The following is a 14,223-nucleotide window of genomic DNA, read 5'->3' as shown; positions in this document are numbered from 1 at the left end:
TGGGATTAGGCTGGTTAATTAAGGCAAGTGCCCCCTAAAGAGACAAATGAACAACGTGCAAGGACGGTGCGTTCTCGCATTCTCCGTATCGACGAAGGTCGTTATACACCTGAGGACGATCGCCTCACAGTGGAAGAGCCCCTAGAGATTGCTGTGAAAAATGGCAAAACGACGCTTCCTTTGGGCGTAGCGTTCCGAACTCCGGGTGATGATGAAGCGCTAGTCTTAGGTATGCTCCGCAATGAGGGGATCATCTCGCAGTTTTCCGATGTTCGCTCCATCCGCTTTACAGAGGAAAAAGGGGCGACAATGCCAGCGCGGCGTGCGGTCGTGAGCGTGGATGAAAACGTTGACCTTAATGCTGATCAACACAGTCGTGCGTTTCCGATTAGCTCCGCTTGTGGAGCCTGTGGGAAAAGCGCTCTTGAGTCCCTCCGGATCGATCGTGAGGAACGATTTCATGACCAGCAGGGGCCTCGTTTCACGGAAGAAGCTCTTATAGAGTTTCCGAGTCGACTCCTGCAGCAGCAAACTGATTTTCAGCACACGGGTGGACTACACGCCGCGGCGCGTTTCAACGCCAAGGGAGAGTTGATCGCGGTTGCGGAAGATATAGGACGGCACAACGCTATGGATAAGCTGGTAGGTGCTTGGGTGAGAGGCGACCACATCCCTTGGGAGGAACAAGCGATATTGTTCAGCGGCCGCCTTGGATACGATTTAATGCAAAAGGCCTTAACGGTCGGCTGCCCGTTTTTAGTGAGCATTGGAGCCCCCTCCAGTTTCGCCGTTGAGCTCGCGACTCTTTTCAATGTGACGCTTGTCGGATTTCTAAGGGGAGAGCGATTCAACGTATACAGTTCTCCGCATCGTATCCAGTTCACGGATTAAGAAGACGTTTTTACACCAGATATGCCAACTCGTCCTAACGAAAATACCCCCGAGACTTTCGAAAAATTAAACGTATCCACTCCTCCGAACAAAGCGGGCGGAGCCAGTGTCGTCTACCACGCGATGAAGCACGCGATCGGTAAGGCTGGCGTGGTGCGGGCAAAAGACGCTCTCACGAAACTGAACCAAAAGGGCGGCTTCGATTGCCCGAGTTGTGCGTGGCCAGACCCGGATGGTCACCGCAGCGCTTTTGAGTTTTGTGAAAACGGGGCGAAGGCAATTGCCAGTGAGACAACGGCCGCTCGGATCGATGCGAAGTTCTTTGCTGAACATTCCTTGGTAGAGTTGGCGGAGATGAGCGATTATTGGCATGACCAACAAGGCCGCTTGACGGAGCCTATGGTTTTGCGAGAAGGGGCGAGTCACTATTCTCCGATCTCTTGGGACGAGGCGTTTGGTCTGATTGCCAGCGAGATTGGAGAGTTGGCTAGCGCGGATGAGGCAATCTTCTATACTTCTGGGCGGGCGAGCAACGAAGCCGCTTTTCTCTATCAGCTGCTCACGCGAGCTTTAGGTACCAACAATTTGCCGGATTGCTCGAATATGTGTCATGAGTCGAGTGGTCTCGCTCTCAATCAGTCGATCGGTGTTGGAAAAGGGACTGTGTCGCTCGATGACTTGAAGAATGCCGAAGTCATTTTGGTGATTGGTCAAAATCCAGGTACCAACCATCCGCGTATGCTCTCGACGCTGCAGCAGGCGAAAGAGAAGGGGGCGACTATCGTATCCATAAACCCACTTCGTGAAGCTGGGCTTGTTGCTTTTGCTCATCCGCAGCGCGTGACGCAAATGCTGGGTGGTAAGACTCCTCTAGCGGATCTCTTTGTTCGTGTTCCGACGAATGGAGATCAAGCACTTTTCCAAGCGATTGGAAAGCGACTGCTGGAGATGGAGGAGTCGGGGCGAACGGTCGTAGATTCGGATTTTATCAACGAGTTCACCGCGGGTTACGGAGAGTATCGGGCGGCCTTGAAATCGATTTCGTGGGCGGAACTCTTGGATGCGTGCGATCTTGAAATGTCGATCATCAATGAGCTCGCGGAGCTGTTTGCTTCAAAGACGCGCATCATCTCGTGTTGGGCTATGGGACTGACACAGCATCGAAACGCTGTAGCTACGATCCGAGACTTGACGAACCTTCATTTGCTTCGCGGTGCGATCGGGAAAAAGGGCGCGGGAATGTGTCCTGTTCGTGGACACAGTAACGTACAAGGAGATCGGACAATGGGGATCTTCGAGCACATGCCAGAGTGGTTTTACGCCGCCTTGGAGAAAGAGTTCAAATTTGAGTGCCCGCGTGAGATTGGATTCAATGCGGTGCAAGCGATTCGCGATATGAAGGCGAATCCTGGCCGTGTATTTGTCGCGTTAGGAGGAAATTTCTTATCGGCTACACCAGATACTGAATACACAGCTGAAGCGTTAAGAAATTGTCGCCTTACTGTGCATATCTCGACCAAGCTGAATCGCTCGCATCTGATCACTGGCAAACAGGCATTGATTCTGCCGTGTCTAGGGCGTTCTGAGAAGGACGTGCAGGCGAGTGGCGAGCAGTGGGTGAGCGTTGAGAATTCAATGGGGATTGTACATTCTTCATCGGGGCGAATCCCGCCGGCTTCCGAAATGTTGAAGAGCGAGGTCGCTATCATTTGCGGTATGGCTAAAAAGGTTCTCAAGGATCGCAAATGCGAGATTGATTGGGAGAGGTTCGAGACAGATTACTCGACGATTCGGGAAGTCGTGGAGCGAGTGGTTCCTGGCTTTGAGAACTACAATGAGAAAGCGCGTCAACCGGGTGGCTTCTATCTGTACAACCCAGCCAAGGAACGCGTGTTCGAGACTGCTTCGGGCAAGGCAAACTTCGGGGTGAGCGAACTCGACATCGAAAAGCCGGAGCCGGGGCGAATGCTTTTGATGACCATCCGGAGTCACGATCAGTTCAATACGACAGTCTATGGTCTAAACGATCGCTATCGTGGTATTCGTGGGGAGCGACGTATCGTTTTCATGAATTCCGAAGATATGAACCGTTTGGATCTAAACGCGGAAGACGAAGTTGACGTGTATTCGTATTTCAAAGGCGAAGAGCGGGTGACGCGGTTGTATCAAGTGATTCCTTACGACATTCCGAAATCATGCATTGCAATGTATTTCCCGGAGGCCAATACCTTAGTGCCGATCGATCATACTGCTAAAGGTAGCGAAACTCCGGCCTCAAAGTCGATCCAAGTCGAGGTCCGGAAAAGAGTAAGTTAAAACAGGATAATGGACCAATGAGCTGGACGGAATTCGCACTAGTGAGGACATTTCGAATGTGCGCTAGCGATTTAGATTGGGTTAGCCACAAGACGGGCGAATAGCTCTTTGTTTAAGTCGATCAGAGTCTCAATTTTACCTTCGCTGTCAAAGGAATGCATGGTGCTGTTGTCGGTTGTAAAACTTGGGTCCATGCTCGCTTCGACTCTTACAGTGTAGCCGATTGTAAGCTCGTTCGTTGGGAATATCGCCTCAAGCATTAGGCCCTCGTCTGTTTGTTTGAACTGAAGACTCATTGCGGGAGTGGATGACGAGTCGTTCGGATTCGTTTGTGCTAGGTATTCAAATACGTTCGAATAACCATCGGCGTCTGGATCGGCTTGAATGAATGCGTCATTGCCGGTAAGACCCGTATCCGCGAGGTAGTCCTCAAAGGATAGCCTGACCGATATTTCTGCTACTGAGCTAACGATTTCTCCACCAGCATTACTCACTGTTACTGTGTAGGAGCCTGAGTCGGCTAGGGTTGAGGTCGCTATTGTTAGTGTTGCGCTGCTTTGCCCTTCCAGTGTTTGCTCGTCCTTTTTCCAGACGTAAGTGAGTTCGTCACCGGTCGCTTGTACGGAAAGCGTTAGCTCCGATCCGGTTGCTAGGTTTTGACTCGTGGGGTGCTGTGTAATCGATGGGGCCTCAACACTTATTCCTGCTTCTACTGAGTTGATCGCCTGTCTGAACTCGGTGATTGGTTGGTTATCTGCACCATAACCGAGGCGTGAGTATATGAGTTCCCACTGTTCGTGACTGGTTGAGTTTTCGACACCATTGATGATAGCGAAAATGGGTTGTCCGCCGACATGGAACTTGGAGGCAAGTGAGGCATCAGTATCCTGCAAAACGAGCTGGAGACTGTGTTCGGTAATGAATTGGTCGGTAAAGCCAGGATTGTCCGGCTCGAGATTTAGAGCGACGTGTAAGACGGGCACTCCGTTCGGATTTCCACCGCCTCCGTAGTGATCCACGATCCCTTGTTTCACTTGTTTGGCGGCAGCCTGGCAAAATGGGCACCAGTAGGCGAACCATTCGAGGAAGACGACCTTACCTTCGAAGTCGCTCAAACTCACCGGCTCATTAGTCGCCCGGTTCGTGAGGGTGAAGTTTTCGACGATATCTCCCACCTGATAGCGTTGTCCCCATAGGCTTGTGCTTGTTGAGAGAATACAAAGTAGGATTCCTGCAAAAGTCCTAGTGAGGACTTTCTTTCGTCTTGGTGATTGATTGCTGAGCATTGCCTTAAAAGGTTTTCCCAATCGCGAATTGGAAGTTGGTCCAATTGTCGTCGACGTATAGATTCTGGAAGAAATCCACGTTTAGATTTGTGGGGGCGAAGTCGGACTCGGAGTAGGTGTAAGCGAATTTCGCGGTCCAGTTTTCATTGGCGTAGCGAAGACCGAGTGTGACGGAGTCATTGTCCAGAGCAGGTGCGGCTGTTGTGAAAAGAAGAGCGTTTTCGATTTCACCCGAATCTTCGTAGTGACGGCCTTGTAGGTAGACTGCGGTTCGCTCTGTTGCTTGGTACTCGAAGGCGGTATCAAAAAAATGGGCATCGTATTGCGGGTCTTCAGTTGCTGCCCCGATTCGGTTTCTCCAGATCAGGTTTTGGCCAATCGCTGCGTTGAGCGCGATCTCTCCTGCATAGCGAATCTCTCTTGCTGAGGTGTCAGTGATCGTGAGCGCAGCTCTGGAACGGAGGCGTTCAGTGAGTACGTTTTCAGTGACGAAGCTAATTGAAGTCGTCGCAAGAACCAGTTCGCCGCGGCGGATCCCATCGAAGTCGATTTCGTATCCGGGGGAAACGTTGTCTTGTATTCGGGATAGAGTGACACTTGCGATCGCGTTTGCGGGAAGATACTCCCAACGTACCCCGGTGAAAACGCCGTAAGCGCTAGCGTCGAAATTCTCGTACAGTTCGTGTCCTTCAACTCCCTCGAGTGGGGCGTAGTGCTGATCGAAAAATGTATCGAGCCAAACTTCGCGATAACTCGAAAACCCGTCGCGGTAACTCAGGCCGAAATCAAAGCTGAGGTTGTCCTGAATTGCTCGAGACGCTGTGAGATCGATAGAGTAGGTTTCCTCGTTGATGATCGTGTCTTCGCCGAAGAAGTCGAAATCCGTTACACGGTAATCGATCTCGTAGTCTGTGAAGGAAAATCCCGTTTCAAGTTCCCAGTCACCGAGCGTTTGTGTGGACCGCATCGACCATAGATCGATCGAAAACAAATCACTTTCCAAGAGCTCAACCGAGGATTCCAGCGTTTCGAGACCGTTCGGCGCAGCTGACAGTGGAGCAGCGATCAGAAGGGTGCAGCTTAGGTACAGTGTTTTCATTATCTGCAAGCTGAGCAACCGGAGGCTTGGGCTCCTCCGGAGGTTTGAGATCCTGGTTCAAGTTGAGCTGTTAACGAGGCTTCATTCGACCCGGTGAGTGAGTCAGAGAAGGTCATTCCAGCTTTGGAGACGTGCTCCTGTCGGTAGGCGGGAACGGTTTCACAGCCAGCGAGAAAGACTGTCGCTGTCAGCACCATCAAAGCGGCACTTTTGGGTAGTAGGGATCGCATACTCTCTAAGATGTTTCGGGGGGTGATTTATTCCCAATAAATGGGCGAAGTTTGGCGGATTATTGAGGTTAACGACTTTTGCCTTTGTCTGATTGGGCAATGAGTGTTTGGAAATGGATATTGTATGCAAAAACAAAGCCCAATACCCCACCTCCGACGTAAAGGTACGGCTACTCAGCTCATTGTCGAAGGAGCCCCGTTTTTAGTAATTGGAGGCGAACTGCATAACTCTAGCTCGTCCAGTTTACGTTTCATGGCTCCGCAGTGGGCGAAATTGAAAGAAATGCACCTCAACACAGTGCTTGCGGCTGTGACTTGGGAACTGACTGAGCCCGAGGAAGGCCAATTCGACTTCACCCTGGTCGATGGATTGATTCAGCAGGCGCGCACGCACGGTCTGAAGTTGGTACTGCTTTGGTTTGGTACTTGGAAGAACGGCCTCTCAAACTACGCCCCAGCCTGGGTGAAAAAAGATAGTGATCGCTTCCCAAGAGTGAAAGCGGCTGGGGGAGCGCCTTTAGAGATTTTGTCTGCATTTGCTGGGTCGACCTGTGAGGCGGATTGTCGGGCGTTTGCGTCATTGATGAGGCATCTTAAGGGAGTCGATGGTGAGCAGCACACCGTGATCATGGTACAAGTCGAGAATGAGGTCGGGGTGTTGGGCGATTCTCGTGATCGAAGTGTTTCGGCTGAGAATGCGTTCAACTCTCAGGTCCCGGATACCTTAATTGCCCCATTGAAGGATGAGTCGTTGGATATCGGTGGGGACCTTTTGCGACTTTGGGAAGCGAACGGTAAGCAGGCCGCAGGGAACTGGGAAAATGTGTTTGGCGAAGGGGCGGCGACTGACGAGCTTTTCATGGCTTGGGCCTACGCCAGCTACATCGAAAAGGTGACCGCTGCGGGCAAGGCAGAGTACGAGCTCCCCATGTTCGTGAACGCTTGGCTTTGCAGCTTAGACAATGGTCCTGGCGGTGTCGCCAGCGGTGGACAGAAACCGGGTGAGTGGCCAAGTGGTGGTCCCTTGCCACATACTTTGGATGTGTGGCAAATCGTCGCCCCGAGTATCGATTTCCTAGCTCCCGATATCTACCAGCCTCAATTCGCGGAGTGGTGCCGAAGGTATGTCCGTCGCGGGAATCCTCTGTTCATCCCGGAAATGCATTGGAACGACTTGGCTGCGACCCAGTTGTTTCTGCCTATTGGTGAGCATGATGCGATTGGAGTTTCGCCCTTTGCTATCGATTCGATTGAGCCCGAGGAGGAAAATCGGATTCAGCGTAGCTACGATGTTCTGAAGCAAATGGCTCCGCTCATCCTAGAGCACCAAGGGGCCGGGAAATCGTTTGGTTTCATACTCGATGAGGAAACTCCAGAGGTTACGCGGGAGCTGGGCGGCTTTGAGATGCGTGTCATTCTCGATGAAGCCTTTGGGCAAGATGCGAAACGAGCGGGAGGCCTAGTAATCCAAATAGGCGAAGATACGTTTATCGGGGCCGGTTTTGGCTTTCAGATAGCGTTTGCAGTTCCTGGGGAAACCAAGGTGAAAGCGGGAATCCTCTCGATTGAAGAAGGGAACTTTGTTGAAGGCGAGTGGATTGCCGGGCGTCGCTTAAACGGCGACGAAGCTGGGCGTGGAGTCCATTGGCGTTTCCTCGATTTCGAATCGCCGGAAGGGGATTTGATCGCGAACAAGCAGGCGACGGGAATTAGTATCTGTAAACTGTATCGGTATTGGTGATACTAATTGTAGGTCGCCGCGATGAGGCGATCATCTAGTGGCGGGTCTGCGCCACGCCCTACAGTTTATTGCTTTCCCTGAACCGTTTCTCGTAGAGATCCTTGTGGAATTCTTGGGATGCGTCGACCATCGGCTGGTAAGGGATGTCTGATACACGGATGAAACCGTTGTTGTAGTTCTCTCCGTCGTAGACTCGGCCGGTCATGTTTGAGTCGATGTACTGGAACCAGTGGGCCCCGATAAAGTAGGGATTTGCAATGAGGGAGTCGAGGTAGTCGACAAACTTCGTTGCTCTGTCTTCCTGGTCTTCTGCATCGATTATGCCGAAGTGGTAGTGGCCGTCGTTGGTGGATCCGATAGAGTATTCGCCGATGATGCTCGGCATATCCATTTCTTCGAGAAAGGCCCAGGTCTCATGAAAGAGGCTTTCCTTGTAGAGATTGAAGCTTAGCACGTCTACATGTTTGGCAGCTCCGCGAACGGCTTCCATAGGCATGCCCCAATCTGGCATACGGGAGCCGAGATAGAGGTGATTGGGAAGGTGCGTATCCATCGATGCGGCGATGGTCTCATAATACTTGGAAGCGTATAGCTCCAAGAGTAACGCGTAGTCGGCGACCTGGGCTTGATTGTTTATGGTGGAATCGAAACCTCGGTTGAAAGCGTCCCAAGATGAAATATTCGTTTCCCAAACTGTATTGAGCGCTTCGATACTCGAATACTTCTCCTGCATTGCTCGAGTGAACGCGGCTTTCGTAGGAACTTCATTTCCATCGCGTTGGAGCGTGTGGATGGGGATGCCGTAACGTGTTTGCTGACTATTCGGCCGACCGAAACTGATTTCGTTGTCGATGAACACACCGACGCACCACGAATTGCCTTGAGTCTCTTTAGCCACTTTTCGGACCGCCTTGTCTGCGACCTTTTCCCAGGCTGGGTCGAAGACATCGGGTAGAGCGTGCCAGAAGTCGTTGCCGCTCGAAACTGTCTTGTGTTCGCCTGTAATCCACGCGTTGGCGAAGTAGGGGATTCGGTCGTTGTTGTAGAGTCCGGGTTCTGTCCAGTTTCCGAGCGAGGTGAAGCCCCAGTTCAACATGCGATCGATGGTTACCTCTCGCCATCGCTCATGGTAGTTGTCGCCGTATTTACGCTCTAGGTTCGCTTCGTAGAAGTTGTAGGAGATCCCTTTGTCCATAGCTCCGGAATGCACTCCGCGAGCGTAGTGGTAGTGTTTGGACAGAGGATCGCTCGAGTCTGGAAGCCACTGGAAAAGGTTTCGCCTAACAGGAGAAACGGTAACGTGTGTTTCTGTCTTACTGTGGTCCTCGTCTGATGGATACACCTTGCGGTCGAGTCCTGTCATCGTGGAAGTATCACCGAGGCGTATGACCGCCACGCCAGTTGCGAGATAGAGGTATCCATCGGGATCGACGAGGCTCCATTTTCCGTTGTGCTTCGCCGCACGGAAATAGCCGGTAGCCTCGAGTTTAGGGCCGTCTTTCCATCCTCCGTATTTCGAGCGATTTGTGAACGGTTTTTCTTTAAAGGATGCGAGTTCGGTATCCCGTGCTGCACGTAGCTCCTCAACGGAGTTTACCTTTCCTTCAAAGTCCTTTTTCGCCGCTTGGCCGAACTCGTCGAGGATGCCGGTAAGATAATCCTCGTGGTAGGGTGGATTGCCGGCGATGCGGATATTATCGATGAGAAGCTCCTTATTGTGGCTGGAGTTCATCGAGCTCAGCTTAATCAGCGAGATACCGCTCAGGTCCAAATTCTTGGTTCCCCAAAGCCATGCGGTTTGAATTGCGTCGGTGTTGAACGGCGGAGGATTGGAGCGCATACCTGAAGCCAGATTGAGCTCAACGGTTTCGTCCTCTGCATCGCTTTTTAGATCGCTGCTGGATAGAACCGCGTAGTACGTGTTCATCTTCCCCGAGCGGATGACGGCGCTACGGGAATGGCTCGCTCCGTTTTTGTCGGTGATGTTGATGAAGAGTTGAGTGGTGTGTTCGCCTAGGCTTGCTGCATCAAATACGAGACTTATTGGACCCATTTTGCTTAGGTCCAGCGGCTGGCTTGGTTTGAGCTCGAGGCCGGCCCACTTGTTGGAGGAGGTTGCCAGTGATACTTTGAAAGCGTGTGAACTCCCTGTTTGGATGATTTCCCCATTAGAGGCATTTGTCACAAGCAGCTCGGGGACGTTTTTACCCTCGAAGTTTGCCAGCATGAGTTTCGTTTCGAAGTCTTCGGTGCTATCCGTCTCGTGGACGGATCCGTTAGAGTACATGTTTTGACAGAGCGTTAGGATGCCGATTGCACACGCTAGTAACAGGGGGTTAGGGCGAAGTTTCTTCATGGCGTCTCTTGATCCAATGCGTTGATTGGATCTTAAAACTGAAACCACCTAGCGGCTACGCACAAGTTAATACATGCATATTGCATGCAATTTACGTTTCGTGATGGAGGATCTTCCAAACGATTTGTAATTTATTCTAAAGCGAGGGCTTGTAGCGCTTCGACGTAGAACAGAGGAGAGTGATCGACAAAGTAATCTGAGGGAATTGCGGAAAAATCTGCCTGTGCCCAATGCTCCTCGATCAGCCTTCTTGCGAATTGGCCATGACCCTTGAGTCGATCCTTCCACTTACGGCTTTTGGGTGGATCGATGATGAGTTGTCCCTCCGAAGTCAGAAAATACGTGGGACCGATATGTTGATAGAAAGGAGGACTAGGGACGCGTGTGACGAGGTCGTTGTTATTGACGATCCGAAACAGAGGCAGCCGTTCGTGCCAGTGTTGAGCGAGTGCTTTGTTTACGGTGCGTGGACTGCCGATCGCATAGACGGCGTCAACCTCTTCCGGGTACTTGATGGCGAAGAGCGTCGCTAGGGCCGCTCCCATACTGTGTCCGGTTAACCAAACCTTTTTGTCGGGAGCGTCGGAGGTTCGTTTTTTGATAGAGTACAGGATTTGGCTCTCTACTTTTGAGAGCGCGAGTATGAATCCGGAGTGGGCTTTTCCGTGTATGGTGAAGTCTTTTTGAATGAAGCGGGCGTCAGTAAGGTAGTCGATCCTGTCCGCTGACTCTGTCCCTCTGAAGCTAACGATGATGTTGCGCTCGTCTTCGGCGAGGTAGGCGAAGGTACCCTCTCTATCAAAGAACTCTGTGGAGTCGTATCCAATCTCAGCGAACGTCTCGGTGATGAAATCCTGCTCGGTTACGTACGCGAGCATGCTGGATTGAGCGAGCATGGATGCGTTTGCGGCTGAGAAGAGGCGGGGGCTTTCCGTGACGAGCTCGCTGTTCTTGGCGAAGTAATCGAATGATTTGTTCGGGCCGAAAAGGGCTTCGTGGGAAAGGGAGCCGCTAGGGGCAGCGAGGAGCGAAACTTGGAGGGTGAATAGGAAAAACAAAAAAGCGCTCCATGGCCGTTGTGGACCAGTCTCCGCCAAGGCTTCGACCGGCATGCGATGGCCGCTACCTTTGAGGGAAATGCGTTTCACGAAGGGTTTGATGCAGCTTGGTATCGTTTAGTTCCTTCTCGGTTATTTCGAGGGCGTCGATTTCTGGCATGATCAACTCGAAGAGCTTGGGTTCGATCTCGCCTTCGATGATTCGGCCGACCGGTTTGGGGCGGGGTTCGATCGGGATGAAAACCTGCCAGGTGAACTCGTGCTCTTTGCTGAGAAAGGCAAGCATCTCGAAAAGTGTTAGGGTATCGACGGCTCCCATGAGAACGTCGTCACGGTATTCGACTTTGCGAGCTTCTCCTGTCGAGTCCTCAATGTAGCGGTGCATGAGTTTGGTGAGCCCGCTGAGGAGGTTTGGGTTTCGTTTGTCGGCAGAGAGGGAGAAGGGCTGATTCCACCAAACGTGCTCGCTTGCGACATCGGCTGCCTCTTCAACGAGAGCTTCGATGTAGTCGTCTTCAAATTCTTCTAGGGAAGTGTAGGAAAGGGCAGGAAGCATTTAGCTGAATGAAGAGTTAAGAGTTCAGAATGAGGAGGTAGGCGATAGAGCCATGTCGACCGTGAAAAATGCAACGTTGCGCGTTTCGCGGTCGGGGTGGTGGGCTGCTAGCTGATTGGTTTTAGGCTTTGGAGTTGGAAGACTACTTTTTCTTTTTCGCTGGAGGCGGGGATGTCGACTGTAACTGTGAGGGCCCAGTCGTTGAGTTCTTCGGAATCGATTATCATTTGCTCGACGGTCCAGGTGAGGCGGTCGTCGGATTCGCTGATGTGAGTGTGCTCCTTATTGCGAGCAGCCGGATCGAGGCGTATCCAGGATCTGGTGTCGTAGAATGCATTCATGCGATTCTCCAACTCTACATCCATCCACTTCGGAGCTTCGTCGTGGGTGTCTGCAAAAAGGGGCGTGAGGTCGTAGGTCTCGTCGAGGTCCTTGTAGCGTCCTGCTGCGAGCATGCTGATGAATTGGAATACCTCGTTGCGAATCAGGCGAGTAAAGGACGACTTGTCGCGAGTGATGTCGATAGCTCGGGGAGAGTCTGGAAGAGAATCGGCATCCAGGTCGCTGGCCTGGTAATCTGGGTTGCGCATCAGTTCCCACTCGTCGATCAGGCTGGAGTCGACGTGGCGAAGGAGGTGCTCAAAGTAGATGATCATCTCATCCACTTGATCGTCTCGGAAGCCTTCAGGTATGGTATTTGTCAATACGCGATAGACGTTCGTGATGTGTCTGAGGACGAGGCCTTCCGCACGCTGGAGTCCGTAGAGCTTAATGTAGTCCGAGAAGCTGCTGTAGCGCTCGAACATCTCGCGGGCGATGGACTTAGGTTTGATGTTTTCAGAACCAACCCAGGGGTGGTTGCGTGCGAACTCGTTGAAGGTTTCGTAGATGAATTCGGCTTCCGGTTTCGGGTACTCGAGCTCTTCGAGTTTTTCCATGCGCTCCTCGTACTCGATGCCGGCAGCTTTCATCTCGGCGACCTTGTCGGTTTTCAATTTGTCGAGCTGCTTGCGAAGAATGGCGTCGGGGTTTTCGACGATAGACTCGGCTAGACTGAGCAGTTTCAGGGCGTACTCGGGATCCTTCTCCTCGAGCAGCTCAAGTGTGTCGATACAGTAGAGGGAAAGCGTCTGGTTGAGTGAGAAGTCGTCTTGGAGTTCGACGTTAACGGTGAGTTTCTGGCCCTCGCTCCCTGGAGGAGCGATTTCAATGATCTGCCGCTCGACAAGTGCACGAAAAAGCTGGAACGCTTGGCGGCGGAGTTTGGGTTTGGAGCCGGGGGAATTATGGCAATCGTCGATGAGGTTTCGCATGGCGCGACACCCATCACCTTCGCGGCTGAGCACGTTTAGCAGCATGCCGTGGGAAACCTTGAAGCGAGACTCGAGCTGCTCCGGTTTGGAGGCTTGGAGTTTCTTGTAGGTTTCCTCGTCCCACTGGACGTAGCCACGGGCGGGTGGCTTCTTTTTGACGATCTTACGTTTCTTTTTCGCGTCGTTTCCAGCTCGAGTTTCAGCTCGCTTGTTTTCGACAACGTGTTCTGGGGCAAGTGAGACGACGTATCCAACGTTGTCATACCCTTTTCGTCCTGCCCGACCTGAGATCTGATGGAAGTCGCGCACTGAAAGAATGGAGGTCTTGCGGCCGCCGTACTTGCAGAGCTGAGTGAAGAGAACCGAGCGGATCGGAACATTGACTCCGACTCCAAGCGTATCTGTGCCGCAGATGAATTTAAGAAGTCCTTTCTGGGCGAACTTTTCCACAAGCACACGGTACTTGGGAAGGAGGCCGGCGTGGTGGAGTCCAATGCCGGCGAGCAGGAATTTTTTGATCTCTTTACCAAAAGGACTGGTGAACTCGACGCCTTTTAGCTCTTCCTTGAGGATCGCTTTTTCCTCTTTGGTGAGGACGTTCAGCGAGAGCAGGTTTTGGGCGGTGTCGGATGCGGCCTTTTGCGTGAAGTGGACGATGTAGACGGGAAGCTTGTTTTCCTTTTTCAGATCCTCGAGGGCTTCGACGAGAGTGGACTCCTCATAAGTAAACTCGAGTGGAACTGGTCGTTCTTGGCTGGATACGGTTACGCATTCCTTGCCGGTCAGGTCCTCGAGTCCGCGAGAGAAAAAGGCGGTATCGCCGAGGGTAGCTGAGATCAGAAGAAATTGGGCATGTGGTAGAGTGAGGAGGGGCGTTTGCCAAGCGACACCGCGTTCGTGGTCCGAGTAGTAGTGGAACTCGTCCATGATTACATCGTGAACTCGGGCCTTCTCTCCATCACGCAGGGCGATGTTTGAGAGAATCTCCGCGGTACAGCAAAGAATGGGAGCATCGCGGTTGACGGAGGCATCACCCGTCATCATGCCCACGTTGTCCGGGCCGAAGTCGCGGCAGAGAGCGAGGAACTTTTCGTTTACCAGTGCCTTGATTGGGCAGGTGTAGACCGAGCGACGTCCAAGCGATGCCGAATAGAAGTGCTGAGCAGCTGCCACGAGCGATTTGCCGGACCCGGTGGGGGTGTTGAGGATCACGTGTTTGCCGGCGAAGATCTCGAGTATGGCCTCCTCCTGGGCGGGGTAGAGCTCTATACCTTTTTCGAGGGTGTACTCGAGGAAGCGTTCTAGAAGAACGTCCGGATCTTTGGTATCGGTGACTGGCTCGAGAGGGTACGGCATGAAAGCCGCGGAGATTGGAGA

10 protein-coding genes are annotated in these 14,223 nt (G+C 52.3%); 3 read left to right on the top strand and 7 right to left on the bottom strand.

What is annotated here, in order from left to right; translation table 11 throughout:
- Positions 1 to 66: 66 nt before the first annotated feature.
- Positions 67 to 891 carry a formate dehydrogenase accessory sulfurtransferase FdhD gene (fdhD, locus tag JIN87_RS21355; protein ID WP_200357659.1) on the top strand — a complete coding sequence of 275 codons (825 nt, stop codon included), beginning with the start codon at positions 67 to 69 and terminating at the stop codon, positions 889 to 891.
- A 21-nt stretch (positions 892 to 912) separates the two neighbouring features.
- Positions 913 to 3,207, top strand: coding sequence for an FdhF/YdeP family oxidoreductase (locus JIN87_RS21350; RefSeq protein ID WP_200357658.1), 2,295 nt, complete (start codon positions 913 to 915; stop codon positions 3,205 to 3,207).
- A 71-nt stretch (positions 3,208 to 3,278) separates the two neighbouring features.
- Here JIN87_RS21350 and JIN87_RS21345 read toward each other — a convergent pair whose 3' ends face one another.
- From JIN87_RS21345 to JIN87_RS21335, 3 genes are read right to left on the bottom strand one after another with little or no spacing between them, the layout of a single operon-like run.
- On the bottom strand, positions 3,279 to 4,493 hold the full coding sequence (locus JIN87_RS21345) for an immunoglobulin domain-containing protein (protein ID WP_200357657.1): 1,215 nt from the start codon (positions 4,491 to 4,493) through the stop codon (positions 3,279 to 3,281).
- Between the two features lie 4 nt (positions 4,494 to 4,497).
- The gene (locus tag JIN87_RS21340) at positions 4,498 to 5,592 is read right to left on the bottom strand and encodes a hypothetical protein (RefSeq protein ID WP_200357656.1); all 1,095 of its coding nucleotides are present in this window, start codon (positions 5,590 to 5,592) and stop codon (positions 4,498 to 4,500) included.
- Positions 5,592 to 5,822 carry a hypothetical protein gene (locus JIN87_RS21335; RefSeq protein ID WP_200357655.1) on the bottom strand — a complete coding sequence of 77 codons (231 nt, stop codon included), beginning with the start codon at positions 5,820 to 5,822 and terminating at the stop codon, positions 5,592 to 5,594. Before JIN87_RS21335 ends, JIN87_RS21340 begins: the two co-directional genes overlap by 1 nt.
- Positions 5,823 to 5,946: 124 nt before the next feature.
- Here JIN87_RS21335 and JIN87_RS21330 point away from each other — a divergent pair, with 124 nt between their 5' ends.
- Positions 5,947 to 7,563, top strand: coding sequence for a GH35 family beta-galactosidase (locus JIN87_RS21330; RefSeq protein ID WP_200357654.1), 1,617 nt, complete (start codon positions 5,947 to 5,949; stop codon positions 7,561 to 7,563).
- A gap of 58 nt (positions 7,564 to 7,621) precedes the next feature.
- Here the strand turns inward: JIN87_RS21330 and JIN87_RS21325 are convergent, their stop codons facing one another.
- From JIN87_RS21325 to JIN87_RS21310, 4 genes are all read right to left on the bottom strand, one after another.
- Positions 7,622 to 9,850, bottom strand: coding sequence for a beta-galactosidase (locus JIN87_RS21325; protein WP_200357653.1), 2,229 nt, complete (start codon positions 9,848 to 9,850; stop codon positions 7,622 to 7,624).
- Positions 9,851 to 10,050: 200 nt separating this feature from the next.
- Positions 10,051 to 11,067, bottom strand: a complete 1,017-nt coding sequence (locus JIN87_RS21320; RefSeq protein ID WP_200357652.1) for a lipase family protein — start codon at positions 11,065 to 11,067, stop codon at positions 10,051 to 10,053.
- Positions 11,042 to 11,533 carry a hypothetical protein gene (locus JIN87_RS21315; protein WP_200357651.1) on the bottom strand — a complete coding sequence of 164 codons (492 nt, stop codon included), beginning with the start codon at positions 11,531 to 11,533 and terminating at the stop codon, positions 11,042 to 11,044. Before JIN87_RS21315 ends, JIN87_RS21320 begins: the two co-directional genes overlap by 26 nt.
- Before the next feature lie 107 nt (positions 11,534 to 11,640).
- Positions 11,641 to 14,202, bottom strand: a complete 2,562-nt coding sequence (locus tag JIN87_RS21310) for a DEAD/DEAH box helicase (protein WP_200357650.1) — start codon at positions 14,200 to 14,202, stop codon at positions 11,641 to 11,643.
- Between the last annotated feature and the right edge of the window lie 21 nt (positions 14,203 to 14,223).

The sequence above is a fragment of the Pelagicoccus mobilis genome (assembly GCF_016595505.1).
In the GTDB taxonomy this organism is placed as follows: Bacteria; Verrucomicrobiota; Verrucomicrobiia; order Opitutales; family Opitutaceae; genus Pelagicoccus; species Pelagicoccus mobilis.
This window is presented reverse-complemented; position numbering and strand designations above follow the sequence as displayed.